This window comes from Corallococcus terminator (assembly GCF_049194865.1).
Classification (GTDB): Bacteria; Myxococcota; Myxococcia; order Myxococcales; family Myxococcaceae; genus Myxococcus; species Myxococcus terminator_A.
The window spans coordinates 1-25,070 of the sequence record NZ_JBLZWL010000106.1 but is presented as its reverse complement, the minus strand read 5'-3'; the positions used below and the strand labels follow the sequence as shown (position 1 = coordinate 25,070).

The following is a 25,070-nucleotide window of genomic DNA, read 5'->3' as shown; positions in this document are numbered from 1 at the left end:
TAAGAGCCGTCCGCGATGATGTCCTTCCTCTCCTACATCTCCCCGTGTGCCCCGCGCCGGGGGATGCTCGCCGTCGTGGCGCTGCTCGTCGCCACGGCGCTCCCGGCCTCCGCGATGCCGGGCGGGGGCAAGACGCCCCGCGCCATCGTCGAAGCGCAGCAGGACGCGCCCCCGCAGCTCAAGGGCGTGGACGTGGAGGAGCACCTGGGTGACCCGGTGCCCCTGCACACCCGCTTCACCGACGTGAACGGCCAGGACGTGACGCTGGGCTCGGTGATGCCCAAGACGCGTCCCACCCTGCTGACGCTCGTCTATTACAACTGCCCCATGCTCTGTAACCTGGTGCTCAACGCCCAGGTGAAGAGCATGCGGGAGCTGGGGCTGGAGCTGGGCCGCGACTACGAAGCCGTCACGGTCAGCGTGGACCCCGAAGACACCCCGGCGATGAGCAACGAGCGCCGGCGCAAGCACCTTCAATCCATGGGGAAGCCGGAGAGCGCGCCCTGGCACTTCCTCACAGGCACCGACGAGCAGATCCGCCAGCTCGCGGACGCGGTGGGCTTCAAGTACACGTATGACGCGAGCACCAGGCAGTACGCCCACCCCGCGGTGGTGATGGTGCTCACGCCGGAGGGGAGCATCTCCCGGTATCTGTACGGGACGGACTTCCCCGCCAAGGACATGAAGCTGGCGTTGCTGGAGGCGGCCGGCGGCCGCGTCGGAACCAGCTTCGACCGCGTGGTGATGTCCTGCTTCAAGTACGACACCGCGACCCGGCGGTACGGCTTCTACATCTTCGGGTTCATCCGCCTGGGCGGCATGGCTGTCTTCCTCGCCCTGGCGACGATGCTGATCTATTTCTGGAGGCGCGAGCTGAAGAAAGGCGCGGCGGCATGAGCGAGCTTCTCAACAACCTTCTGTTCCTCCCGGAGAGCGCGTCCACGTTCGCGGAACGGGTCGACCTGCTGCACCACTTCGTCGTGGGAACGACGATGGTGATGTCGGCTGGCGTTGGCCTCGCGGCGCTGTTCATGTTCTTCCGGTACCGCCGGCGGATTCCCGACCAGGCAACCGAGTACGTCGTCCCCACGCTGAAGACGGAGTTCCTCTTCGTCTCCGTACCGCTGGTGTTCTTCCTGGCCTGGTTCGGTATCGGCTTCCGGGACTTCACCTGGGTCACCACGCCGCCCAAGGACGCGATGGACGTCTACGTCATGGGCAAGCAGTGGATGTGGAAGTTCGCGTACCCGGAAGGCCCCAACGGCGTGAACGTCCTTCACGTCCCGGCCAACCGCCCGGTCCGACTGCTCATCACTTCCCGGGACGTGCTGCACTCGTTCTACGTGCCGGCCTTCCGCATCAAGATGGATGCGCTGCCGGGTCGCTACACGCAGATCTGGTTCGAGGCGACCAAGCCCGGCACGTACCAGGTGCTCTGCACCGAGTACTGCGGTCTGTCGCACTCGAAGATGCTCGCGGAGGTCGTGGTCCTCCCCCAGGAGGAGTACGACGTCTGGATCAAGGACCAGCGCCGCGGCCGGCTGCAGGACCGCCAGGACGCGCTCGCGGACACCTCGCTGGTGCCGCCGGTGGCACGCATGGTGGACCAGGGCCAGGTGCTGGCCGGTACGCAGGGCTGCCTGAAGTGCCACTCGGTGGATGGCTCGGCGCACATCGGCCCCACCTTCGTCGGCATGTATGACCGCGTGGAGAAGCTGGATGACGGCCAGACCATCCGCGTGGACGAGGCCTACATCACCCAGTCGATGATGGACCCTGGAGCCCACCTGGTGTCGGGCTACCAGAATGTGATGCCGACGTATCAGGGCAAGCTGCAGGGCCCCGAGACGGCCGCCATCGTCGAGTACATCAAGTCGCTTCGCACTCCGAACGTCCGCGAGGGCGCCTCCGAGGGACCCGCCTATGACCCCATCCAGTAGCCTCGAGACGGCGGGGGCCGCCCCGCACGACGAGCACCACGACCACCACCCGAGCTATCTGGTGGACGGCACCACCATCAAGAGCTGGCTCTTGACGGTGGACCACAAGCGCATCGGCGTGATGTTCCTGTTCTTCATCCTGCTGTTCTTCCTCGTGGGCGGCATCTTCGCGCTGCTCCTCCGGGTGGAGCTGCTGACGCCGGGTCCGACCATCATGGACGCGATGACGTACAACCGTACGTTCACGCTCCATGGCCTGGTGATGATCTTCCTGTTCATGATTCCGGCGATTCCGGCCGTCTTCGGCAACTTCATGTTGCCGCTGATGCTGGGCGCAAAGGACGTGGCCTTCCCCCGGCTGAACCTCGCCTCGTTCTACATCTACCTGACGGGCGCCGTGTTCATGCTCTGGGGCATGCTCAACGGCGGCCTGGACACGGGCTGGACGTTCTACACCCCGTACAGCACGCACACGACGACGACGGTGGCGCCGGTGATGTTCGGCGCGTTCATCATCGGCTTCAGCTCCATCGCCACGGGCATCAACTTCATCGTCACCTGCCACACGATGCGCGCGCCCGGCATCACCTGGTTCAAGATGCCCCTGTTCGTCTGGGCCATCTACGCCACCAGCTGCATCCAGGTGCTCGCGACTCCGGTCATCGGTCTGTTGACGGTGCTGGTGGCGGTGGAGAACCTGTTCGGCTTCGGGATGTTCGACCCGGCGCGCGGCGGAGACCCGGTGCTCTTCCAGCACCTGTTCTGGTTCTACAGCCACCCGGCCGTGTACATCATGGTGCTGCCGGCGTTCGGTGTGATGAGCGAAGTGGTCAGCACGTACAGCCGCAAGAACATCTTCGGCTACCGCGCGGTGGCGTACTCCAGCCTCGGCATCGCCTTCGTCGGCTTCTTCGCCTGGGGCCACCACATGTTCGTGTCCGGTCAGTCGACCTTCGACGCGGGCGTGTTCGGTGTGCTCACCATGCTGGTCGGTGTGTTCACCGCCATCAAGGTCTTCAACTGGGTGGGCACCGTCTACAAGGGCGCCGTCGAGTTTTCGACGCCCTTCGCCTACTTCTGCGGCTTCCTGTTCTTCACCGTGTTCGGTGGCATGACGGGCATCGCGCTGGGCACGGTGTCGCTCGACGTCCCGTGGCACGACACCTACTTCGTCGTCGCCCACTTCCACTTCATCATGGTGGGAGCGACCATCATGGCCTTCCTGGCCTCCCTCCACTACTGGTTCCCGAAGATGTTCGGGAAGACGTACCACGAGGGATGGGGCCTGGTGTCCGCGGCGCTCATCATCCTGGGCTTCAACGCGACGTTCATCCCCCAGTTCCTCTTGGGCAACAACGGCATGCCGCGCCGGTACTATGACTACCCGGAGCGCTTCCAGGCCCTGAACGTGGCCTCCACCGCGGGAGCGACGCTGCTCGCCTTCGGCTTCCTCATCATCGCGTTCTACCTGACGTACGCGCTGGTGTTCGGCGAGGCCTCTGGCAAGAACCCGTGGCGCAGCAAGGGCTACGAGTGGGTGAGCGAGTCGCCTCCGCCGACACACAACTTCGTGGGCCCGCAGGTGACCTTCCCCGAGGAGCCCCACTTCTACGTCGACCCGAAGAAGGCCGAGGTCCCCGATGCAGTCTAGCGCTCACACCGCCGGCGGCACGGCCAACGTGCCGCGCCTGGCGGAGCACTTCGCGTCGCTCGAGGTGCAGAACCATGCCGCCCGCCTGGGCATGTGGCTGTTCCTGGCGACGGAAATCCTGCTCTTCGCCGGCCTGTTCGTCTGCTACGGCTGCTACCGCTTCCTCTTCCCGGACGCGTGGGCAGCGGGCAGCCGCAGCCTGGACCTGACGATGGGCACCATCAACACGGTGGTCCTCATCACCTCCTCGCTGACCGCGGCGCTCGCGGTGCACTACGCGAAGGAGGGGAAGAACAAGATGGTGGGCGTGATGTTCGCGCTCACCCTCGTGATGGCGGTGGGCTTCCTCGTCATCAAGTACTTCGAGTACCACCACAAGTTCGAAATCGGGACGCTGCCGGGCCGGTACTACTTCTACGAGGGGATGCAGATGCCTGGCATCACCCTCTACTTCACCGTCTACTTCTGCTCGACGGCGCTGCACGCGCTGCACGTCGTCATCGGCATGACGGTGCTGGCGGTGGCGATGGTCCGAGCGTTCCGGAAGAAGGACTTCGGCCCCAACAACTACACGATGGTCGAGCTGGGCAGCATGTACTGGCACCTCGTCGACCTGGTGTGGATCTTCCTGTTCCCCATGCTGTACCTGGTCTGAGGGCGACACCACCATGGCCATCGCCAACGAATCCCATCAGGAAGAGAAGAACATGCATGAGCACCACGGAGCGGGCCGCTACTGGCTCATCTGGGGTGTCCTGCTGGTGCTGACGGTCGTCACCGTCATCACCGGCCGCATACACATCGCCAACTACGGCCTGCTGCTCGCGCTCGTCATCGCCACGGTGAAGGGCACGCTCGTCGCGCTGTACTTCATGCACCTGTCCGAGCACCGGGGCGCCAACCGAATCGTGTTCGGCGTCTCCATCGTCTTCGTGGTGCTGATGCTCATCATCCCGCTCGCGGACTTCGGCACCCGCTTCCGCGGCGCCAACCCGCCCGGCTCGCAGTACAGCGACCTGCAGCCCCCCGACATCGGGACGGGCGCGCAGCGCGGCCGGTTCGGTGGTGGGCTGAGGCCTGACCAGACGAAGGACACGCCGGAGACCCCGAAGCCGGGGCACTGACATCCCGGGGCCTCTCGGAAGAGAGCCCCCCTGCTTCAACCGCGCGGCGCCGAGGGAGACTTCCCCGGCGCCGCGTTGCATTTGACGGCTACAGCGCCACTTCGAGGTTGAAGGCCAGCGCGGTGTCCGTGGACACCTTGCCCTCGGGCGGCTTGCTATCGTGCTTCACCAGGAAGCTGACGCCCAGGGACAACATCTCCGTCAGGCGCACGGCGAGCTGCGTCTGGCTGCTGGCCAGCACGCGGGAGTCGCCGATGACGCTCAGCAGCACCTCCGCGTCCTCCTTCAGGAGCACGTCCTTGGTGACGCCGTAGCGGAAGGCGACACCAAAGCGCGGGCCGCCCAGGTCCACGTCCGGCAGGTCCAGCCGCGACGGGTAGTACTGGAAGCGCGTCTCGCGCGCGTAGCGGAAGGCGAGGTCCGTGCGCAGGTAGGACTCGCGCTCGTCCTTCGTCTTCTCGTCCCACCAGAGGACGCCGAGACCGCCTTCGCCGGAGGTCCGCGACTCGACGCTGCCCACGTGGTCCGTCAGCGCCCCCGCCAGCAGGTAGCCGCTCAGCATCTTCGTGAAGCGCCGGTCTCCCCGCAGCTCGATGCCCGCGTTGAGCGCCACCAGCTGCGACTCCGCCTCCTCGCCCGACACTTCCGGCGGACGGCTGCGGCCGTAGTTGCCGAAGGCCTTCACGCCATAAATCCAGTGCTCGGTGGTGCGCGACGCGCTGGCCAGGCCGCTGAACGTCAGGGTGGAGGCGTTGCCCGTCAGGGAGATGAGGCCCAGGCCCACGACGATGTCCCACTCCTCCTTCTTCTTCGCGGCGGCGGCAGCGGCGGCGTCCGCCGGGGCGGCGGCAGCCTGGGGCGCACCGGCGGCGATGTTCGCGGCGCGCTCGGCGGCCTCGGCGGCGCGGGCGCTGGCTTCGGCGGCGCGCTCGGCGGCGGCGGCGGCGCGCTCGGCGGCGGCGGCGATGCGCTCCTCCGGCGTGGCGGCGACAGGGGCCGCCTGCGTGACGGGCTCCTGGGCGGGAGCGGCGGGCGCGGGCGTCTGGGCCTGCAGGGACGTGGCAATCAAGAGGGCTGCGGAAAGCATCGGTTCTCCAAGGTTCTCGCGGTGCCGGCGGACAGAGTCCCGGAGAGCACTGGGCGTCCTTTGCCGCCCCCGGGGCCGGCGCGGCTCCCTTCCTGCTTCAAACACGCCGCGTGCGGCAATGGTTGATTGTCGTGGTTGTGCTTAATTCCGGGGGGGCCAGCTACACCCAGGAGATTCGCATCCCATGAGCACCGCCCGATTCGCGCTGCTGTGCACGCTGCTGTTGCCCGCATGGGCCGCCGCCCAGCGCGTCACCGTCCCGGTGGACGTGGGCGTGGGCCCCGCCGCGTACATGTTCTTCGGCCCCGTCTTCGACGACCAGCCCATCCACACCGGCGTGAAGCTCTCCGTGGAGGCGGTGCTGGACAAGGACTGGCTGAAGAAGAACCAGCGCGCCATTCCCTCCAAGTACCGGAAGTACGCGAAGAGCGTGGACGAGGTCCGCATCTCCCCGTCCATCTTCATCCCCGACTCGTTCATCATCTCCCCCAAGCTGAAGAACACCGGCATGTACGGCATCACCTGGAAGCCGCTGGGGCTGGGGCTGCCGCTGACGGACGGCCCGGTGCGGCTGACCGTGGGGGGCGGGGTGCTGTTGACGTATGCGTACCTGCACTCGGACACCCTGGCGGATACGCACTTCCTCCGGCCGGGCGCCGAGCTGGGCGTGGACCTGGAGCTGCAGTTCACCAAGAACTTCCTCGTCAGCCTGGGCTGGGAGTCCGCGCTCTACGTGCCCCAGGAGCTGGGCAGCCTGGGCCTGCCGGACCGGGTGCGCGACGGCATCTTCCACGTGGGCCAGGCCTACCTCCAGCTCCACGTCCGCTTCCCGTACACCACCTTCCTGTAGGCCCTACCCGGGCCTTCCGGGTGGATGCGCGCGATGCCTGGGTGGCGCTACGTTGGCGTGACATGCACCTGGCCCTCGCCACCGATGCGCAGAAAGCCGAGCGGGACCGCGTCACCCATGCCGCCTGGGGCTCCCCACTCACCGTGGAGCAGTTCCACCAACGCGAGCAGCGACTGCGCGCCCACCCGTGGTGTCGGGAGGGGATGCGCACCTGGCTGTGGCTCGACGACGAAGGCCGGGTGCTGGCCTCGTGTGAGACGTTCCACACGGACAGCTACCTGCGCGGCCCCGACGGAGTGGCCACGCATGGCGTCTGTCAGGCCATCGCCAGCGTCTTCACGGAGTCCGCGCTGCGCGGCCACGGCCATGCGACGCGGCTGATGGACGCCGTCGCCTCCCGGCTGGAGCAGGAGTCCGCGAGCCACCACGCCGCCCTCCTCTTCTCCGACGTGGGCGCTCCGCTCTACCGCCGCTCCGGTTATCGCGAGGCCCCCGCCTGGGACTGGCACCTGTCCGCCGTGGGAGGCCTGTCCACGCACGCCGTGGACGCGCTCTTGTGCGACGGCGACGTGCCCCAGGTCATGGGGCGCATCCAGCGTCCGGACGTGCCCTTCCTCCTCTGGCCGAGCGCCGCGCAGGTGGACTGGCACCTGGAGCGCGAGCGCATCTACTCGGAGCTGCTGCGCCGGCCGCGGCCCGAGGCGTGTGGCGCCACGGTGGGCAACTCCACCGCCCTGTGGGCGATGATGGCCCGCTACGGCGAGCTGGTGGTGCTGCTGCTCGACGCGGAGTCGGTGGAGGACGCCGTCGCCCTGCTGGAGGCCGCGCGAGGCGTGGCCCACCGGGCGGGCCTGGCGCGCGTGGTCATCTGGGAGGAGCCCGCCACCCTGCCCTGGGTGGCGCGAGTGCCCGGGGCCATCCGAGTCGCTCGGGACGGCTCTCTCCCGATGCTCCGGCCGCTGCGCCCCGGCCTGCCGCCGGCCGAGCTGGTGGCGTTCTCGCGCGCGCTCTGGGTGTGACGCACGGCTAGGATGCGAGCATGGCCAAGCGCACGCGCATCATCGAGGGCACCTGGAACTGCACGTCCTGCGACGCCAAGGACATCCTGGCCCGGCACAAGCGCTGCCCGAACTGCAACAACCCCCGCGAGCTGTCGGGCGACGAGTCGGACTTCGACTTCGGCGACGTGGACGCGGAGAGCGGCAAGTCCCTGCGCGAGGGCGTGACGGACGACAAGGCGCTGGAGATTGCTGGCGCGGGCGAGGACTGGTTCTGCGCCTTCTGCGGCGCCGCGAATCGAGGGGACCAGCCCCGGTGCAAGCACTGCAGCGCGGAGCGCTCGGCGGACGCGAAGGCCGCGCCGCTCCAGGCGTTCGAGACGCCCGCGAGGAAGCCTCCCGCCGCGCCGCCGCCGGAGACAAAACCGCGCTCGCTCAAGAAGTGGCTGTTTCTGGGCGTGCTGTTCTCGTGCTGCTTCGGCTCGGGCCTGTACGGCATGTGGTCCCGCGCCACGCACGACTTCACCGGCGAAGTCACGGGCACCTCGTGGAAGGTCGCCGTGACGCAGGAGCGCTTCACGTCCGTGCGGAAGACGGGCTGGGCGGACCAGTTGAGCCGGGTCAGCGCGCGCATGCCCGTCAACGGCTCGGGTGAGGTAGCGGGCGTGGACAACGTGCGCGACTGCGTGGAGCGTCAGCGGGGCACGCGCAAGGTGGCGGACGGGACGGAGCGGGTGTGCCGCTCCAAGACGCGCCGGGTGGCGTGCGGCACCGAGGAGAAGTGCCGCCGCCGGGACAAGGGCAACGGCTTCGTCGAGGAGGTCTGCGAGGACATCACGAAGTACTGCAACGAGCGCTACGAGGACTGTCAGAACGAGACGCGCTACCGCAACGAGCCCGTCTACGCGCGCCAGTGCACGTATGACACGTACGAGTGGAAGCAGGTGGACCGGCGCGAGGCGACAGGGCAGGACGGCAAGCCCGTGTGGCCCACGCTCCAGCCAGGCGCCACGGACCGGCAGCACCGCTCGGAGGAGTACGCCGTGCACATCCGCTACGAGGATGACGGCGTGAAGGAGACCGTGCTCGTGCCCAAGGCCGAGCGGGACTTCCTGTCGTGGAAGAAGGGCCAGGGAGTCCTCGTCACGGTGACGAACTCCGGGGATTTGAAGAAGGTCGTCCCACGTTGAGTCACGGAGGCCCTCCCCCCATGGAATGCACCCTCTGTGGCGCCTGCTGCGTGGCGCCGGACATCGCCGCGCTCGACAAACCGCTGGGGCTGCGCTGCCCGCACCTCACTGAAAACAACCTCTGCTCCATGTACGAGAACCGGCCGAGCATCTGCCGCGACTACCAGGCGGACGAGGTCTGCCGGCTCATCGAGGCCCCCACGCTGGAGGAGCGGGTGGACAAGTACCTGGCCCTCTTCGACCTCACCGCCGAGGCGAAGGCCGTGAAGGAGCAGGGCTGTGCCTCGATGAAGCGGGCCCGACTCCAGAGGTCTCCCGCGGAGGCCGCGTCGACCCCCACCCAAGCGCCCGTTGGCGAACGCCCGCGCTGACGAGCGCACCACGGCCCCTTGTCCCCGTCCCCCCGACGGGGCTATCCCGGAGTCGTGAACTTCCAGCCGACCGAGCCCTTCGTCGCCGCGCCGGGTCTGACGAACGAGCATGCGCAGACCATCTACGCGAACCTCGTGCGTCCCCGTCATGTCCCTCCGCTGAGGCGGGAGCGGCGCGAGCTGCCCGACGGAGACTTCGTCGACCTGGACACCTTCGACGGGCCCACCGGCGCGCCGCACGTGGTGGCCCTGCACGGCTTGGAGAGCTCGTCCCGGGCCGGCTACATCACCGCCATCCTCCGAGGCGCCGCCGAGCGCGGTTGGGGCGCCACCGCGCTCAACTTCCGCTCGTGCAGCGGTGAGCCCAACCGGCTGGCCCGCACGTACCACTCGGGCCACATCGATGATGCGCTCGGCCTCTTGCGCGACTTGCGCGAGCGGGCCACCGGGCCGCTGTTCGCCGTGGGCTTCTCCCTGGGCGCCAACGTGCTGTGCCGGCTCTTGGAGGACCAGGGCGACGACGCGCCCGTGAAGGCCGCCGCCGCCGTCAGCGCGCCGTATGATTTGGACGCCTGCTGCAAGAAGCTGGATGGCCCCGGGCCCATCCACCTGGTGTACCGGGAGCGGTTCCTGCGGACGCTGAAGGGCAAGGCGCGCGCGAAGCTCAAGCGCTTCCCCCAGGCCTTCGACGGCCGCGCCATGGAAGCGGCGCGCACGGTGCGGGCGTTCGACCATGCCGTCACCGCGCCGCTGCACGGCTTCGACAGCGCCGAGCACTACTACGCCGAGTCCTCCGCGGGGCCGAAGCTGCACGCCATCCGCAAGCCCACGCTGCTCATCAGCGCCGCGGATGACCCGATGCTGGAGTCACCCGTCATCCCGCCCAACGCGAAGGACAATCCGAACCTGAGCGTGGTGTTGACCCAGCACGGCGGACACGTGGGCTTCGTCGCCGGCCACGCGCACCGCCCCCGCTTCTGGGCGGAAGACCAGGTGCTGGAGTACTTCGCGGCGCACCGCTAACCGAAGGACAGCAGGAAGCCCAGCTTCGCCGTGGGACGCACCGTGCGCAGCATCCACGAGCGCTCTTCTCCGGGGCCCACCGAGCCGCGAAGCGACTCGTCCAGGTCCTTCATGCTGGGGCCATACAGCTCCATGAAGCTGAGGCCACCCCGCAGGAAGAAGGTGAGGCGCCCAGGCGTGCGCAGCTCCAACCCCACGAGCGCGCTCGCATACGTGTAGCCCACGCGCTCCATCGACGGCAGCGGCGGCAACGACAGGTCCGCGAGCCTGCGCTCCAGGCCCTGCACGTTCGCCGGCTGCGCATGACCGACGTCCAGGCTGAAGGCCGGCGTCAGCATGCCTCGCATCGGCAACAACGTGAGCCCCGCACGCGCGCCAGCACGGACGCCATTGTGAGTCGCGCCCAGGTGCAGTCGCACCACCCGCGTCGGACTGAACGAGACGGACAGGCCCGCGCCCTCCGTCACCCCCGCGTCCAGCATCAAGCCAAAAGGCGCCAACCGCTCGGGGTCCTGTGCCGTCCTCCGGCGCACCTGAACCCCATCCGACGCCAGCGCCCCCCTCGCCACCAGCACGAACAGCAGCGCAATCACCGTGGACAACATCCCCATGCGTCGATTCCCCACCCCATCCCGCCGCGACGCTCCGCGGTCCCCTGCATTGCCAGCCAACACGCACCGGACAGCTCCGGTGGCCCCTTTCCCTCCCAGGTGACGTCCCCCTGGCACCGCACTCCCCCCCACCGCGCGTTGACGTCCTCGCGCGCGCCACGCCCCCGTGGCCCCACTCCCGCCCCCCACCTCGAGGTGAACAGGCTCCGGTGGAAACCCCCGCTTCCACCGGAGCCCGGCTCGCCCGCCCCGCCGCCCGTCCCCCATCCACCTGCGCCACCGCTCGCGAGTCCCGAAGCCCCGCCGCGCCTGTCGCCAACCTTCCCCCTCACCGGCCCCCATCCCCACCGACGAACCCTGCCTCCCCACTCCAGGCACCGACTCGTCTCCGCCCAGCCCCTTGCACGACACGTCCCCGCCCCCAACGCCCCCCACCGGACCGCGTCATCCCCCGCGACATGAACCCATAGCATTCGCCGTGCCGACGCCCGCACCACGCCCGAAACCAGTGAGTTCGCGGAGTTGCGCGGCGGCAACGGGTCCACGGGGCGAGGCTCCTGGTCGGAACCGGAAAAATCTCCGGGCCTCCGGGGAGGGCGTCCTAACGTGCGAGCCCGTCGTTTGACGAAGGGGAGGAACCGCTTTGCGCCTGCAAGTCGTCGCCACGGCCCTGATTGCCCTCGGCGGGTGCTCACGCACCACGGAGGGGCCCTCGCCCGCGGTGGAGCGCATCGTCAATCCCCGGACTCGCGTCTCCACGCTGACGCAGGTCTGCAACGCGCAGGGCGGGCAGACAGGCTGGAGCCTGGAAGTCGAGGGCAAGCGCTTCACTCCCGTGCCTGGCGAAGCGCTCACGGACACTCCGACGGTGGTGCTGCCGGAGGTGACGCTGCGGGGGCCGTCCACCTACACGCTGTCCCGGAGCCAGGTCTTCTACGTGCGGCCGGAGCTGCTGCTCCTCAACCTGCCCACGCGCGACAGCACGCCCCCGGTGGAGCTGCTCCCGGGCACCTATGCGGTGGAGGTCGCCAATCCCCTGGGCGGCACCGGCTCGCTGCCAGACGCGATGACGGTGGTGCCGCCGCCCACGGTGACGCGGGTGGTGCCGCCGGTGGATGGGTACTCGGCCACGGGCGCCAACTCCATCGTCCTCGAAGGCCGCGACTTCCAGCCAGGCACTTCCCCCATCATCGTCCTGCGCCGCGAGGGCCAGGCCGATTTGCCCCTCTTCTTCATCACCGTCGTCTCGACGACGCGCATCGAGTCGGAGGTTCCGCCGGGCACGCCCGAGGGCGTCTATGACCTGGTGCTCACCCAGCCCGAGGGCTGCGCGGCCGTCGCGGCCGGTGGCGTCGACCTGGCCTACCCCCACCTGGGCACCCTCACGCTGACGCCGAGGTCCGGGAGCGAGCTGAGCAACACCGCCATCCGCCTCTTCAATGCGCCCACGGGTGAGCAGCGCGGCTTCACGGACGTGCCGGAGCTGTACGTGCTGGCGCCCTTGAAGTCGGACCCCACGCTGACCCAGCGAATCCCGCTGCGCGCGGTGACGCGGGTGTCCGCCACGGAGGTCACCGCGGAGCTGCCCACGTGCTCGGGCTTCGAGGAGCCGGGGAGTGACCCCAAGTGCCCCCAGGGCCTGGCCCCGGGCGGGCCCTATGCACTCGAGGTCATCGACCCGAGCGGCGCGGTGGGACTGGTGCCCTCGGCCGAGGGCTTCACCGTGGTGCCCGAGCCGACCGTGACGCTCACCTCCGAAGACGGGGCCCGCCCCGCGTCCTTGTCTGGAGCGCTCCTTCCATGAACGCACTCGTGCTCGTCGCGCTCACCGCGCTCGCCGCTTCCGGCTCGAAGCCCGCCGCCTCGACGGAGGGTGTCGGCGGAGGCCGCGTCCTGCTGGCGCCGAAGGTGGGCTTCTTCAAGTCCACCGCGCCGCTGGGTGGCGACCTCTACCTGGGCCTGGAGCTGGGCTACGTCACGCCGTTCCTGAAGCGACGTCTCGCGGTGGTGATGGAGGTGAACTACCACCGGCCTCAGGCGTCGGGCGTGCTCACCGACTCACAGCTGGGCGGCTTCGGCGCGCCCCCTCCGGACGGCCGCTACACGGTCGCGGTGCGCGAGGTGGCCTTCCTGCTGTCGGCGGTCTTCCGCTTCGAGCGGGCACTGGGCTCAATGACTCCCTACGTGGGCGGAGGGCCGGGCCTGTACCTGCACCGCGCCACGTCCGACCTCTTCGGCGCCACCGCGTCGGAGAGCGGCGGCGGGCTGGGGCTGCAAGCGCTGGCGGGATTGGAGCTTCCGCTGGGCCCCGGCGGCCTCTTCCTGGAGGCGCACTACCACCTGGCCCCGCTGGACTTCGTCACCACGGGCGACGTGAATGTCGGGGGATTCCTCGCGGGAGGACTGGGCTACCGCCTGCGCCTGTGAGGCGAAGGCTCAGGCCCGGCCGACGGGCGGACGCAGCACCCTCAGCACTTCCTGGGCGACCAGGTCCCTGACCGCGGTCCTCAAGGTGTCGAGGAGCTGGTGGAGGGACTCGGTGCTGTCACCGGGCGCGTCGACGACACGCTCGTGGCTGCCGTCGAAGATGCGCATGCGGCCCGGCACCAGCGCGATGACCGGCTGGGTCGGGTGCCGCTTGCGCAAGAGCCCGAGGAACAACGGGTGGTCCTCGTCCTGTCTGCGCAGGTCCACCACCACGAGCGCGGGGGGCGCCGAGGCGATGGAGGAGAGCGCGTCGTCGGTGTCGCCGGTGGCGGAGATGAGCAGGCTCTCGTCATCGACAGCGAGGACGCGGCGCAACAGCTCGCGGGACGCGACATGGGGGCTGGCGATGAGGACGCGACGCATCTGCGGGGAAACCTAACCCTTCCAGACGGCGATGGCCGCACCGGAGAAGGCGACCGCCGACCCCAGCACCCGGGCGAGCGTGGCGGGGCGGTTCTCCACCATCGCGTCCCAGACGAGGCTGGTGGCGAGCTGCGCGGCGATGAGCAGCAGGACGGACTGCACCGCGCCCACGCGGCTGATGGCCCAGGGCATGCCGACGACGATGACGACGCCACACAACCCGGGCAGCAGGTGCCAGAAGGTGAAGCCGGAGAAGCGGCCCGTCGTGGCGGCGGCCTCGGGCCACAGGCCGGGCACCGAGCGCGCGACGGCGTACACGGCGAAGGTGGCCACCGTCGCCACCACCATGTTCATCAGTACAGCGCTCAGCAGGCCCCACTGGCCGGCGAAGCGCTTGTTGAGACCACCCTGGGCGACGACCGCCAGCCCACACAGCAGGGGAACGAGCGAGACAAAACGCATGGGCGCGGGTGGGTATCCCGAACGCGGGGCCTCCTGCAAGGAGACATGCGCGGCCCCGGCCTCCCTCTCGCCTTCTCATGAGGCTGGCGAAACGTGGATTGACCGGCTAGGTGCAGGCGACGCCCCATGGACGGCACCTGCGAGCTCCACTTCGACTGCGGCACGCTGGTGGCTCCCACGCTGCCGGAGGATGCGCGGCTGCTCGCCCTCTTCCAGAAGGATGGACGCACGGGGGTGTACCGCGCCCCGGCCTGGCACTACCGCGACGTGGTGCTGCGGCTGCGGGAGCTGGGCGTGGCGTACGAGGACCGGGCGAAGCGCTTCGAGCCGCTCGAGGCAACGCTGACCGTGCCCATCCAGCCGTTTCCCCACCAGCGCGCGGCGCTGGAGGCGTGGACGCAGGCGGGGGGCCGGGGATTGGTGGAGCTGCCGACGGGCGCGGGCAAGACGCTGCTGGCCGTGCTGGCCATCGCCCACGTGAAGCGGCCGACCCTCGTCGTGGTGCCGACGTTGGACCTGATGACGCAGTGGCAGGGGGTGCTCGCGCGCCACTTCGCCCTGCCGGTGGGGATGCTGGGCGGCGGGGTGAATGACCGACAGCCGCTGACAGTGACGACGTACGACTCGGCGGCGATGCAGACGGAGTTCCACGGCAACCGCTTCGGCCTGCTCGTCTGTGACGAGTGCCACCACCTGCCGGCGCCCAGCTACCGCTTCATCGCGGAGGGCTCGCTGGCACCCTACCGGCTGGGCCTCACCGCGACGCTGGAGCGCACCGACGGCGGCGAGCGGGTGTGCGAGGAGCTGCTGGGCCCTCGTGTGCACCGCACCGACATCCGCGAGCTTCAGGGCGAGTACCTGGCGCCCTACGAGGTGAAGCAGGTGGCGGTGCCGCTGACAGCGGACGAGAAGGCGCGCTACGACGAGGCGCGGGCGCTCTACCTCAACTTCGTGCGCAAGCTGGGCGTGCGGCTGTCGGCGCCGGACGGGTGGGCGCGCTTCCTGGCGCAAAGTCAGCGCAGCGACGAGGGCCGGGCCGCGTACCGCGCCTATCGCGAGCAACGCCGCATCGCCCTCACCTCCAGCGGCAAGCAGGAGGTGCTGTGGCGCATCCTGCTGGAGCACCGCGAGGACCGGGTGCTCGTCTTCACCGATGACAACGAGACGGTGTACACGCTGGCGCGAAGGCTGCTTCTGCCCGCGCTCACGCACCACACGCCCGTGCCGGAGCGCAAGGCGCTGCTGGCGGCCTTCTCCTCCGGAGAGCTGCCCGTGCTGCTCACCTCGCGCGTGTTGAACGAGGGCGTCGACGTGCCCGAGGCCCGCGTGGGCGTGGTGCTCAGCGGCAGTGGCAGCGTGCGCGAGCACGTGCAGCGGCTGGGACGCATCCTGCGCAAGCGCCCGGGGAAACGCGCGCTCCTGTACGAGGTGTGCTCCGCGCAGACGGCGGAGAGCGGCATCAGCGAGCGGCGGCGCCAGCATGACGCCTACCAGGAGGAGGCTTGAGGTGCGCGCCCCTGTACGCGGTGGGCCTCGCGCAGACTGCGCAGAGCGGCGGCACCAGCACGACGCCGGCCAGGAGGAGGCTTGAGGTGCTGACACCCACGCGGCCGAATGCACTGTCACGCCTTGGCCTCGCGCGAGGCCCGACGTGCTGACGCGCGAGTTGCTCGCCTTCCGCGTGAGCAAGGGCGTGCTGCGCCCGGTCTTCGTGAAGCGCGACGACGAGGCCCTGCTGTCCCTGTCCTCGGACCTGCTGGCCACCGTGGAGTCTTCACGGGGCGAGACATGCGACGACGTGGAGGAGACGCTGGGCATGTCCGCCGGAGCCTTCGCGCGCCCCAAGATCGCGCGCGGACTGGTGAAGCTGCTCGTGGACCGGCTCGTCTTCGAGGAGCCCGCGCCCGGCGCCTCCGAAGCCCGATGGGAGCGCTTCAAGACAGCCGCGCGGACACTGCGCACGCTGACACCCGACACCTCCGTGGAGGGTTACGAGGCGCGCCTGGAAGCAGCCCTGGGCGTGCCACTGACGGACGCGCGGGCCGCGCTCTACGCGGACCTGCCTGGGAATCGGAAGCTGCTGGGCTGGGACGCGGAAGCGCCCACGGCGCGGGTCCTCCTGGACCGCTACAACCTGGCGCTGGCCCAGGGACCGCTGCTGTCGGCGCGGCGCCTGACGCTGCGGGCCCGCTCGCCGGAGCTGCTGCGCGTGCGCAAGGTGCTGCGGTGGCTGAAGTTCTGCCGCCTGGTCGCGGAGGTGCGGCGCGACGGTCCGGACTGGGAGCTGGAGGTGGAAGGGCCCGGCGCCATGCTGTCGATGCAGAAGAAGTACGGCCTGCAGCTCGCCTCGTTCCTGTCCGTCGTCCCGGTGCTGGAGCGCTGGGAGCTGAAGGCCACCGTGGAGCCCTCGCGACGCCAGGCCACGCTCACCCTGAGCGACAAGGATCCGCTCGTCTCTCCCCTACCCGCCGCGTTGGGCCACGTGCCCGAAGAGGTCGCCTCGCTGTCGGCGAGCTTCGAGGATGACGCGTGGGAGCTGGACCTCACGCCCCTGCCCCGGCACGTGGGCGCCGCGAGCCTGTGCGTGCCGGACCTGACCTTCCGCCACCGCGCGTCGCGACGGGAGGTCGCGCTGGAGCTGTTCCACCCCTGGCACGCGAGCGCGCTGACCCGCCGGCTCGCGGAGCTGCGCACGAGACCCGACGCGGGACTGCTGCTGGGCGTGGACCGCGCGCTCTTGTCGAAGGAGCCCACCGAGCGCGAGACGCTGGAGGCACACCCCCAGGTCGTCCTCTTCCACGGGTTCCCCTCCGCGAAGAAGCTGCGCGAGCGCCTGGGGAAGCTGGAGGCCGCGCGCGCCGGCTCGTAAGCGCGCGCCCCGGTGTCAGCCGTTGCCCTTGGGGCGGAACTGCGCGGCCAGGACACTCAGCAGCCGGATGGCGGCGCGGTCCAGTTGCTTGGCGCGACGCAACAGGCGGCGCAGCTCACCGGACTCGCCATACTCACTGGGAGGCTCCGCGGCCCACTTCACCTCTCCAGACGGCTTGAGGCCCAGGGCTTCGTCCGCGGAGATGGAGAGCACCACGCACAGCCGACGGAAGGTCTGGATGCTCGGCAACATGTGCCCGCGCTCCAGTCGCCCGTAGACTTCACTCGCGATACCGATGCGCTCCGCGACGTCGGCCTGCGTCAGATTCAGGCGGGTCCGGGCGAGTCGCGCAGCTCCTCCGAGGCGGGTTGCGAGGGTCTTTTCCATGTTCGTTAACCTAACGGGTTCGCCCATGTCGATATGACTTGAGAGGTTGGCATCCAAGAACTTCCCAGGTAGTCTTGAGGGGACCTGACCTGAGGCGTTCCCCTCGCCCCGAGGACGTCGAAGCGATGACCGTGATGCCCGTGCTCACCTTCTTGTTCGTGGACGAAGACCCGCGCGCGCTCGCCGCGCTGCGGCGACTCGCGAGGGACCTGCCAGGTGGGAAGCGCTTCGCGCGCGACATGACGGAAGCACTCGCGCTCGTGTGTGAGCAGGCACCGCGCGTGGTGGTGAGCGGCGACCTGCTGCCGGATGGAGACGGGCTGGGCTTGCTGGAGCAGGTGCGCGCGCGCCATCCCCGCACCGCCTGCGCGCTCCACGCGGTGCGGCCTCCAGCCCGGCCGTGCCTCCGGGGCATCACCTGGGTGGACCGCGCCGCGCCTCCGTCAGAGGTGCATGCGCTGCTGCGCGCCCTCGGCTCGGGGCCCTCGGGGCCCTCGGGCCCTGCTGGGGCGTGCTCCGCCTGAGCCGTGGGCACCCTCCGTGCGGCGCGCCCCGCCCGCCCGCGTTAAGGTGGCCGCGCCGCCATGAAGCTCTACGCCATCAGTGACTTGCACCTGCGCCACGCCGACAACCGGCAGGCCCTGCAGACCCTCCCCTTCTTCCCCGAGGACTGGCTCATCGTCGCCGGTGACGTGGGCGAGAGCCTCTCCGAGATGGACTTCATGCTGCGCACGCTGACGGCGCGCTTCCGGCAGGTCCTCTGGGTACCGGGCAACCACGAGCTGTGGACCATGCCCTCCGAGCAACCTCAGCTGAAAGGCGACGCGCGCTACCAACGATTGGTGGCGCTGTGCCGCAGCCACGGCGCGCTCACGCCCGAGGACCCGTACCCGCGCTGGCCCGGCGGGGGCCCTCACCGCGTCCTCGTCCCCATGTTCCTGGGCTACGACTACTCGTTCCGCCCGGACCACGTGCCGGAGGACAAGGCGCTGGAGTGGGCGTGGGAGGATGACTTGTTGTGCACCGACGAGGTGCTGCTGCACCCGGAGCCCTACGCCAGCCGCTCCGCGTGGTGCGCCGCGCGCGTGGAAGCCACCCAGGCGCGGCTCGAGGCCCTGCCCGCGGGCTGCACCACGGTGCTCATCAACCACTACCCGCTGCGCTACGAGCACGTGCGCCTGCCGCGCATCCCCCGCTTCTCCATCTGGTGTGGGACGAAGCGCACCGAGGACTGGCACGCGCGCTACAGGGCGGAAGTGGTCGTCACCGGCCACCTGCACATTCCGCTGACGCAGTGGCGGGACGGGGTGCGCTTCGAGGAGGTGTCGCTCGGCTACCCGCAGCAGTGGAAGCACCGGGGCGGAATCGAGCGGTGCCTGCGCGAAATCCTGCCGGGCCCCGCCGTCCGCCCGCTCTGAAGCACCCTCACCCCGCACATGACAAAGCCCCGGACGTCCGTGAGGAAACGGACGACCGGGGCCTTTCCGGCGCGACCCGAGGGCCGCGCCGGTGACGTCAGGTGATTACTTGTGCGACGCGATGAACGCGATGCCTTCGTAGCCGCCCTTCGCGCCGAAGACCTCGATGTAGTACTTGCCGGCCGGCACGTTGATGAGGTTGCACACCTCGGACTGGTGCTCCTTCACGCTGCGGCAGTCGTAGTCGAACTTCGACGGCGCCGACGCCAGCTTGACGTAGATGTCCGGGTTGCCCTCACCCTCGCCCGTCTGGATGTACAGGCTGTTGGTGCCGGTGCCGGGCTTGCGCTCCGGAACCTGGATGGTGAACACCCGCGACGAGCCCGCCGCGCCAGAGAGGTTCTTCACGGCCACGCCGCTCTGCACGGGCACGAAGCCACCCTTCCAGGTGACGGTCAGCGTCACGCCCGTGTAGGGGCTGAAGCCGTTGAGCATGACGTACCACTTGCCGTGGTTCGGCGTGGGGAACGGGCAGCTCTCCGCGTTGCCCGAGCGGTACGGACGGCAGTCGTACAGGCTCGTCGTGGGAGCATTGCCGTACCGGACGTACATGTCCGCGTCGCCCGTGCCGCCCGTGATGCTGACGTTCAGGTCGTACGCGCCTTCCGGCACCTCGAAGTCCCAGTACTTCTTCTCGCCGCGGCCACCGGAGATGTCCGCGATGGGGACATCCTTCTCGATGGGGGTGGAGTCGATGATGATGGGAACGCCGACGCCCGTCGCCTTCCAGGCGTTGCTCACCGACTCAATCTCGGCGGTGGTGTAGCCCAGCTGCGCCGCGGCCTGCTCGGTGGCGAGCTTGGCCGCCTCGAAGCCGGAGCCGGCCAGGAGGATGTCCCGGTTGGCGCGGTAGAAGATCTGCCCGGCCTTGTCGATGCCGATGCCCGCGACCACCGTCGTGGTCTTGGCGCGCGGGTGCGTGCCACCCTGCGACAGCAGGTAGAAGGTCAGGTTGGGGATACCGGAGCTGTAGTGCACGTCCACGCCGGAGGAGTAGTCCGGGTAGTAGTCGAGCGAGTCGCCGTCCTGCGTGGGGTTCGCCATGTAGCGCAGGGCGTCGTTCGGGATGGACGGGGTCCAGATGTCGTCGCCCACCAGCCACGTCCGGGCGCTGACAACCCCGCCGTCGGCGAACGACTCGCAGACCGCGCCGAAGATGTCCGACATGGACTCGTTCAGGCCGCCGGACTCACCGGAGTAGGTGAGGTTGGACTCGTTCTCCGTCACGGCGTGGGTCAGCTCGTGCGCCGTCACGTCCAGCGAGTTCGCCAGGTTGCTGGCGTTCACGCCGTCGCCATCGCCGTACACCATCTGGGTACCGTCCCAGAAGGCGTTCACGTAGGCGACGCGGTGGTGCACGGTGCTGATGAGGACGCCACCGGTGCCGTCGATGGAGTCGCGGCCGTACTTCTCCTGGTAGCAGTCGTAGACGGTGCCCAGGTGGTCGTAGTTGGTGTTGACGACCGGGTCGGCGTGCTCGGGCTGCCCCTCGGAACGAACCAGCGCACCCGGCAGGGTGGTGGTGTTGTTGCCGTTGTGCAGGCGGCGGTTGAGCGCCGTGTGGATGCGCGGCAGGCGGGCAATCACATCGCCGTTCTTCGCGTTCACAATCACGTCGTCGCGAACCGGCGTTCCGTCGCGCTTCTCACCCGTCTGGGTGAGCTTGTACGACAGGATGAGCTGGTCGGAGTCGCGCCAGTAGACGAGCTCGCTCTCCTCCTGGATGACCAGACCCTCGTGCGTCTCACGGTCGGCCTGGAGGGACGCCTTCGCCACCGACACGTCGACGCCGGCCTTGGCCTCGGCCTTCAGGTCGCTGCGGGTGTTGGTGTTCGCCGCGTAGACCTCACCGTTGCGGGTGTGGATGCGCAGCTCGCCGCCCAGCACGGGGATGTTGTTGACCCGGACGCCATAGCGGAAGTGGCTGTCGCCCTGGGGGTCCGTGTAGGCCTTCTTCAGGAACAGGTCGCCCGTGTTCAGGTGGAACAGGGGAGCCACGACAGCCACCGCCGGAGCCAGCTCGGCCTCCCGCATGGACGCCGCGCCTGCGGGCGAAATCACCAACTGACCCAGCTTGCCGGTGATGAACGTCGGGATGCCGGAGGCATCCTTGGCAAGAATCTTCGTCCCAGCGGACTCCAGAGCCGCGGTCTTGCTCGCGGTCTCCTGGGGCTTCGCCTCGGGAGCAGGGGTGGACTCGTTGCAACCAACAAGGAAGGACAGCGCCGCAACACCAAGTGCACCGCGCACTCGCTGATTCACCATTGTAATCCTCCTAAGCGGAAAGATTAGGAAGCACAGTGCCACGGGAGGGTTACGTATTTCAAGGTTGCGCGATAATTTTACTAAGTAGCCTATTCTTAAATTCCGAGTTTAGGCTAAATAGCCCATGTATTTCATAGACTTATGAGTGCCCTACCCGGTACTTTTGAAGAACCAGGCGACGTAGTGGGTAACCCCAGCCCCCTCAGAATTTCCCGAAAAAGGCGTGACCGAGGACAGCCTGCGAGGGTCCGCGCGCGAGGGCCCCGGGCATTTTCGGCGGCATTTCCGACAGGAATTGAGGGTGGGAGGGATTCCGGCGTCCGAGTGGCGCGGCCATTCGTTTCAGGCTCGCGCTCTACCTCTGAGCTATCTCCCGGAAAGACAGTCGGGAGAGCTGGACTCGAACCAGCGACATCAAGCACCCAGGGCGTGTAGGGCCACACCGGCCGGACGCCGGAATCCTTCGGGTGGAGACGCGCGCCGCTCGCGCCGCCTGACAGGGATATCCCCATGTGGGCGCCGTGTCCCTTTGCGGATGCGGTGGGGTGCGCGAGGCTCGCGCGCTGGGAGGAAGGGACATGCGCGCACTTCAGTTGCAGCGACTGGAAGGACCCGAGGGCCTCACGCTGGTGGAGCTCCCGGAGCCCGACGCAGCGGACGCGGTGCTCATCGACGTGGTGGCCGCGGGGGTGAGCTTTCCGGACCTGCTGCTCACCCGGGGGCAGTACCAGCTGAAGCCGCCGGTGCCCTTCGTACCGGGCGTGGAAGTGGCGGGCGTGGTGCGCTCCGCGCCCTCGGGAGCGGCGGTGAAGCCGGGCGACCGGGTGATGGCGTTCAGCTTCGGGCTGGGAGGCTTCGCGGAGGTGGCGGCGATTTCGCCGGACATGGTGTTCCGCATCCCCGCGCGGTGGAGCTTCGAGGCGGCGGCGGGCGTGGTGATGAACTACCACACGGCGCACTTCGCGCTGCACCGGCGCGGGCGCCTGAAGGCGGGCGAGACGGTGCTGGTGCACGGCGCGGCGGGTGGCGTGGGTACGGCGTCCGTGCAGGTGGCGCGCGGCGCGGGGGCGCGGGTGCTCGCGGTGGTGAGTGACGAGCGCAAGGCGGAAGTCGCGCGCAAGGCGGGGGCGCACGAGGTGCTGCTGTCGAGCGGGGACTGGCTCTCGCAGGTGAAGGAGAAGACAGGCGGCCTGGGCGCCAACGTGGTGTTGGACCCGGTGGGCGGCGACATCTTCGACAAGAGCCTCAAGGCGCTGGCTCCGGAGGGGCGACTGCTGGTGGTGGGCTTCGCGGGCGGCCGCATTCCCGAGGTCGCGGTGAACCGGCTGCTCCTGCGCAACATCGACGTCGTGGGCGTGGCCTGGGGCGGCTTCCTGCTCCATGAGCCGTCGCTGACGGCGACCATCGCCAAGGACCTGGAGGCGATGGCGGACCAGGGACTCCTCGAGCCGGTGGTGGGCAGCGTCTTCCCCCTGGAGCAGGGAGCTCAGGCCCTGCGCGAGCTGGAGAGCCGACGCGCCACGGGCAAGGTGGTGCTGCGCATGCGAGAGGGCTGAGGGCTCTTGGGTGGGCGACGGGCGGACACCGCTCGCCCACCGAGCATGCGACCCATCAGGACGCCACGCCGTCTCGCTGCCGCCGTCGGGCGTCGTCCGCAAGTTGCTGACAGGAGGTGTCAGCACCATGGCGGACGACCCCATCATCGACCGACAGCACCAGCGCGAGCGTGAGCAGGAGCGACAGCGGCTGCGCGAGCAGGAAGAGAAGGACCTGGAGGTGGAGGCGCGGCGAGGCGCTCGTCCCCTGGAGGGCTATGCCGGAGGGCACACCACCTGGGCCAGCGCCCAGGATGACGCCGCGGCCTCCGTCGTCCACGCTCACGACGCGGAAGAGTCCTGGGAGGCCAGCCAGCGACAAGCTCGCCTGGAGCCCGAGCCCGTGGGCCGCGTCGAGGAGGATGAGGACGAGGCTCCACCAAGGCGCGACTGAGCCTGGGGGCACCGACTAACGTCCGCGCCGTGCCCTCGACTTCGCTTCCCGTCCCCACCGTGCTGCAGCCCGACGAGGCGCGGCGCTACCTCGTCGGACAACTGGGACTCGCGCGCCCCCTGTTTCCGCCTGGGGCGCGTGGAGTTCGCGCGCTCCTCAAGTCGCTGCGCTGCATCCAGTTGGACCCGCTGGATGTCATGGGCACCAACGCGGACCTGGTGGCGCTAGCGCGCGTGGACGGCATCGCTCGCGGCGACGTGTACCGCCACCTGCTGCCGGGCCACGCCTTCGAGCACTTCGCCAAGGAGCGCTGCCTGCTGCCCGCGAGCGCCTTCCCGTACTACCGCGAGCGCGCGGCCCAGGCGCCCTGGTGGCGGCTGGAGGAGCGGCTCAAGCGCATCCCCGAGCCGGTGTTGCACGCCGTGCTGGAGGAGGTGACGCAGCGAGGCCCGTCCTCCTCTCGCGAGCTGAAGGACCATGGCGCGGTGGTGCCCATCGACTGGAGCGGCTGGAAGGGCACCGCGCGCGCCACCGCCATGGCGCTGGAGGTCCTCTGGACGCGCTGCCAGGTGGTGGTGTGCGGACGCGGCCCCGGCGGCAAGGTGTACGACGTCCCCGGACGCGCCCTGCCCAAGATGGCCGAGGCCCGCGTGAAGAGCGCCTTCGAGCGCTGGGCCCTGGGCGAGCGCGTGGAGGCCGCGGGGCTCTTGAGCCGCGCCAGCGGACCGCACTGGTCCATGCTGTCCGACGTGCGCACCTCCGCGCTGCCCGACACGCTGGTCGCCGAGGGCGTGCTCGAGGAAGTCACCGTGCCCGGCTCACCCCGTCGGTATCTGGCACCCACGGGCTTCCGGGAGCGCGAGTTCCCCGAGCCGGACGCGCGAATGCGCATCCTCGGGCCGTTGGACCCGGTGCTGTGGGACCGGGGACTGGTGCGCGTCGCGTTCGGCTTCGACTACATCTGGGAGGTCTACAAGCCCGCCGCGCAGCGACAGTGGGGCTGGTACGTGTGTCCGCTGCTCCACCGGGGCCAACTCGTGGGACGGCTGGAGGCCCGCGTGCGCGAGGGCGTGCTCCAGGTGGACAACCTCTGGCGCGAGAAGGGCGTGAAGCTGGACGACGCGGCGGTGGACGAGGCGCTCGCGCGACACGCGGTGGCCTGTGGCGCCCAGGCCGTTCGTCGGCCCCGGGCTCGCGTCGCGTCCTGAGACCGGGACACGCGGCTCAGGTGGGCGGCTTGGGCAGCTCGCGCTCCAGGGCGTCCGCCGCGCCCGCGTCTCGCAGCACGCCGAAGCGCTGACGAGAGCACGCCAGGAGCTGCCCGGCGTAGACGGTGTCCGACAAGGCGCCCACGAAGTCACCGTGCTCCGCGAGGGTCCGCGCCCGCTCGTCCATCAGGTGGGCGAGGATGCGCGCCTGCTCCGCGTGTGCGAACAGCCGCACGACGGAGCGCGCGTCGAACAGCGTCAGCGTGTCCAGCTCCATGCCGAGCGTCGTGAGAGAAGCCTCGCGCAGGCTCTCGAGGCTGGCCTCCAGCGAGCGCGCCGCCCGGTTGCGAGCGAGGTCCGGGGCCAGCCGACCGAGCTCGCGGAGGGCCTGGAGGACGAAGACCTGACGCAGAAGGGGCATGCGGGGGAGAACTACACCCCGGGCCGGAGGAATCATCCAGTCCCCCTGTCCTCCTTTCCCACGCGTCACCCCGAGTCGCCCGCCCTGCCACGACGCACGGTGGACCGCTCCACGGGCGGCGCGTCACACTCCGTGAAATGCACCGTTTCCGATGGGTCTTCCTCGTCCTGCTCCAGTCGCTCGTCTCCCAGGCCACCGAGTACCGCGTCGGCCCCGGCCAGCCCCTCGCCAGCATCGGCGCGGTGCCCTGGGAGTCGCTCCAGCCCGGTGACACCGTGTTCATCCACGCGCGCCGA

At 69.4% G+C, this 25,070-nt stretch carries 26 protein-coding genes; 19 read left to right on the top strand and 7 right to left on the bottom strand.

What is annotated here, in order from left to right; all coding sequences use genetic code 11:
* Window positions 1-15: 15 nt before the first annotated feature.
* From ACN469_RS32500 to ACN469_RS32480, 5 genes are read left to right on the top strand one after another with little or no spacing between them, the layout of a single operon-like run.
* Window positions 16-897 (top strand): SCO family protein, encoded by an 882-nt coding sequence (locus tag ACN469_RS32500; protein ID WP_498774281.1) that lies wholly within the window; start codon window positions 16-18, stop codon window positions 895-897.
* A complete protein-coding gene (gene coxB, locus ACN469_RS32495; RefSeq protein WP_141646863.1) occupies window positions 894-1,940 on the top strand; it encodes a cytochrome c oxidase subunit II in 1,047 nt (348 codons plus the stop codon). Before ACN469_RS32500 ends, coxB begins: the two co-directional genes overlap by 4 nt.
* A complete protein-coding gene (ctaD, locus tag ACN469_RS32490; RefSeq protein ID WP_498774279.1) occupies window positions 1,924-3,591 on the top strand; it encodes a cytochrome c oxidase subunit I in 1,668 nt (555 codons plus the stop codon). The genes coxB and ctaD overlap by 17 nt, the downstream gene beginning before the upstream one ends.
* A complete protein-coding gene (locus tag ACN469_RS32485; protein ID WP_498774277.1) occupies window positions 3,581-4,246 on the top strand; it encodes a cytochrome c oxidase subunit 3 family protein in 666 nt (221 codons plus the stop codon). Before ctaD ends, ACN469_RS32485 begins: the two co-directional genes overlap by 11 nt.
* A 13-nt stretch (window positions 4,247-4,259) precedes the next feature.
* A complete protein-coding gene (locus ACN469_RS32480) occupies window positions 4,260-4,715 on the top strand; it encodes a cytochrome C oxidase subunit IV family protein (RefSeq protein ID WP_498774275.1) in 456 nt (151 codons plus the stop codon).
* A gap of 88 nt (window positions 4,716-4,803) precedes the next feature.
* Here the strand turns inward: ACN469_RS32480 and ACN469_RS32475 are convergent, their stop codons facing one another.
* The gene (locus ACN469_RS32475; RefSeq protein WP_498774273.1) at window positions 4,804-5,802 is read right to left on the bottom strand and encodes a DUF481 domain-containing protein; all 999 of its coding nucleotides are present in this window, start codon (window positions 5,800-5,802) and stop codon (window positions 4,804-4,806) included.
* 184 nt (window positions 5,803-5,986) lie between these two features.
* Between ACN469_RS32475 and ACN469_RS32470 the strand changes: the two genes are divergently transcribed.
* From ACN469_RS32470 to ACN469_RS32450, 5 genes are all read left to right on the top strand, one after another.
* A complete protein-coding gene (locus ACN469_RS32470; protein ID WP_498774271.1) occupies window positions 5,987-6,652 on the top strand; it encodes a hypothetical protein in 666 nt (221 codons plus the stop codon).
* A gap of 62 nt (window positions 6,653-6,714) precedes the next feature.
* Window positions 6,715-7,671: a GNAT family N-acetyltransferase gene (locus tag ACN469_RS32465; protein WP_498774269.1), complete on the top strand. Its 957-nt coding sequence runs from the start codon at window positions 6,715-6,717 to the stop codon at window positions 7,669-7,671.
* Window positions 7,672-7,691: 20 nt separating this feature from the next.
* Entirely contained in the window at window positions 7,692-8,840 is a 1,149-nt protein-coding gene (locus ACN469_RS32460) for a hypothetical protein (protein WP_498774267.1), read from the top strand.
* Between the two features lie 20 nt (window positions 8,841-8,860).
* Window positions 8,861-9,211: a YkgJ family cysteine cluster protein gene (locus ACN469_RS32455; protein WP_498774265.1), complete on the top strand. Its 351-nt coding sequence runs from the start codon at window positions 8,861-8,863 to the stop codon at window positions 9,209-9,211.
* Between the two features lie 54 nt (window positions 9,212-9,265).
* On the top strand, window positions 9,266-10,234 hold the full coding sequence (locus ACN469_RS32450; protein WP_498774263.1) for a hydrolase: 969 nt from the start codon (window positions 9,266-9,268) through the stop codon (window positions 10,232-10,234).
* On the opposite strand, the gene ACN469_RS32445 is transcribed toward ACN469_RS32450, so the two are convergent.
* A complete protein-coding gene (locus tag ACN469_RS32445) occupies window positions 10,231-10,845 on the bottom strand; it encodes a hypothetical protein (protein ID WP_498774261.1) in 615 nt (204 codons plus the stop codon). The two genes, ACN469_RS32450 and ACN469_RS32445, sit on opposite strands and share 4 nt — an antisense overlap.
* Before the next feature lie 643 nt (window positions 10,846-11,488).
* Between ACN469_RS32445 and ACN469_RS32440 the strand changes: the two genes are divergently transcribed.
* Together ACN469_RS32440 and ACN469_RS32435 are read left to right on the top strand one after the other, a co-directional pair.
* Window positions 11,489-12,649, top strand: coding sequence for a hypothetical protein (locus tag ACN469_RS32440; protein ID WP_498774259.1), 1,161 nt, complete (start codon window positions 11,489-11,491; stop codon window positions 12,647-12,649).
* Window positions 12,646-13,272 (top strand): hypothetical protein, encoded by a 627-nt coding sequence (locus tag ACN469_RS32435; RefSeq protein ID WP_498774257.1) that lies wholly within the window; start codon window positions 12,646-12,648, stop codon window positions 13,270-13,272. The genes ACN469_RS32440 and ACN469_RS32435 overlap by 4 nt, the downstream gene beginning before the upstream one ends.
* A gap of 9 nt (window positions 13,273-13,281) precedes the next feature.
* Here ACN469_RS32435 and ACN469_RS32430 read toward each other — a convergent pair whose 3' ends face one another.
* Both ACN469_RS32430 and ACN469_RS32425 read right to left on the bottom strand, forming a co-directional pair.
* A complete protein-coding gene (locus tag ACN469_RS32430) occupies window positions 13,282-13,695 on the bottom strand; it encodes a DNA-binding response regulator (protein ID WP_498774255.1) in 414 nt (137 codons plus the stop codon).
* A gap of 12 nt (window positions 13,696-13,707) precedes the next feature.
* Window positions 13,708-14,157, bottom strand: a complete 450-nt coding sequence (locus ACN469_RS32425) for a DMT family transporter (protein ID WP_498774253.1) — start codon at window positions 14,155-14,157, stop codon at window positions 13,708-13,710.
* 126 nt (window positions 14,158-14,283) lie between these two features.
* On the opposite strand from ACN469_RS32425, the gene ACN469_RS32420 reads away from it, so the two are divergent.
* Complete coding sequence (locus tag ACN469_RS32420) at window positions 14,284-15,663, top strand: DEAD/DEAH box helicase family protein (protein WP_498774251.1); 1,380 nt, start codon at window positions 14,284-14,286, stop codon at window positions 15,661-15,663.
* Window positions 15,664-15,808: 145 nt separating this feature from the next.
* A complete protein-coding gene (locus tag ACN469_RS32415; protein ID WP_498774249.1) occupies window positions 15,809-17,026 on the top strand; it encodes a DUF790 family protein in 1,218 nt (405 codons plus the stop codon).
* A 15-nt stretch (window positions 17,027-17,041) separates the two neighbouring features.
* Here ACN469_RS32415 and ACN469_RS32410 read toward each other — a convergent pair whose 3' ends face one another.
* Window positions 17,042-17,413: a helix-turn-helix transcriptional regulator gene (locus tag ACN469_RS32410; protein ID WP_498774247.1), complete on the bottom strand. Its 372-nt coding sequence runs from the start codon at window positions 17,411-17,413 to the stop codon at window positions 17,042-17,044.
* Window positions 17,414-17,538: 125 nt separating this feature from the next.
* Here ACN469_RS32410 and ACN469_RS32405 point away from each other — a divergent pair, with 125 nt between their 5' ends.
* Together ACN469_RS32405 and ACN469_RS32400 are read left to right on the top strand one after the other, a co-directional pair.
* Complete coding sequence (locus ACN469_RS32405) at window positions 17,539-17,937, top strand: response regulator (protein ID WP_498774245.1); 399 nt, start codon at window positions 17,539-17,541, stop codon at window positions 17,935-17,937.
* A gap of 60 nt (window positions 17,938-17,997) precedes the next feature.
* Window positions 17,998-18,831, top strand: a complete 834-nt coding sequence (locus ACN469_RS32400; RefSeq protein ID WP_498774243.1) for a metallophosphoesterase family protein — start codon at window positions 17,998-18,000, stop codon at window positions 18,829-18,831.
* Between the two features lie 105 nt (window positions 18,832-18,936).
* On the opposite strand, the gene ACN469_RS32395 is transcribed toward ACN469_RS32400, so the two are convergent.
* Complete coding sequence (locus ACN469_RS32395; RefSeq protein WP_498774241.1) at window positions 18,937-21,156, bottom strand: M4 family metallopeptidase; 2,220 nt, start codon at window positions 21,154-21,156, stop codon at window positions 18,937-18,939.
* Window positions 21,157-21,734: 578 nt separating this feature from the next.
* On the opposite strand from ACN469_RS32395, the gene ACN469_RS32390 reads away from it, so the two are divergent.
* The 3 genes from ACN469_RS32390 to ACN469_RS32380 all read left to right on the top strand — a co-directional run bounded on the left by ACN469_RS32390 (window position 21,735) and on the right by ACN469_RS32380 (window position 24,353).
* Window positions 21,735-22,712, top strand: coding sequence for an NADPH:quinone oxidoreductase family protein (locus tag ACN469_RS32390; protein ID WP_498774239.1), 978 nt, complete (start codon window positions 21,735-21,737; stop codon window positions 22,710-22,712).
* A gap of 127 nt (window positions 22,713-22,839) precedes the next feature.
* Window positions 22,840-23,145, top strand: coding sequence for a hypothetical protein (locus ACN469_RS32385; RefSeq protein WP_498774237.1), 306 nt, complete (start codon window positions 22,840-22,842; stop codon window positions 23,143-23,145).
* Window positions 23,146-23,174: 29 nt separating this feature from the next.
* Window positions 23,175-24,353: a winged helix-turn-helix domain-containing protein gene (locus ACN469_RS32380; RefSeq protein ID WP_498774235.1), complete on the top strand. Its 1,179-nt coding sequence runs from the start codon at window positions 23,175-23,177 to the stop codon at window positions 24,351-24,353.
* 16 nt (window positions 24,354-24,369) lie between these two features.
* Here ACN469_RS32380 and ACN469_RS32375 read toward each other — a convergent pair whose 3' ends face one another.
* On the bottom strand, window positions 24,370-24,774 hold the full coding sequence (locus ACN469_RS32375; protein WP_498774233.1) for a hypothetical protein: 405 nt from the start codon (window positions 24,772-24,774) through the stop codon (window positions 24,370-24,372).
* Window positions 24,775-25,070: the final 296 nt, after the last annotated feature.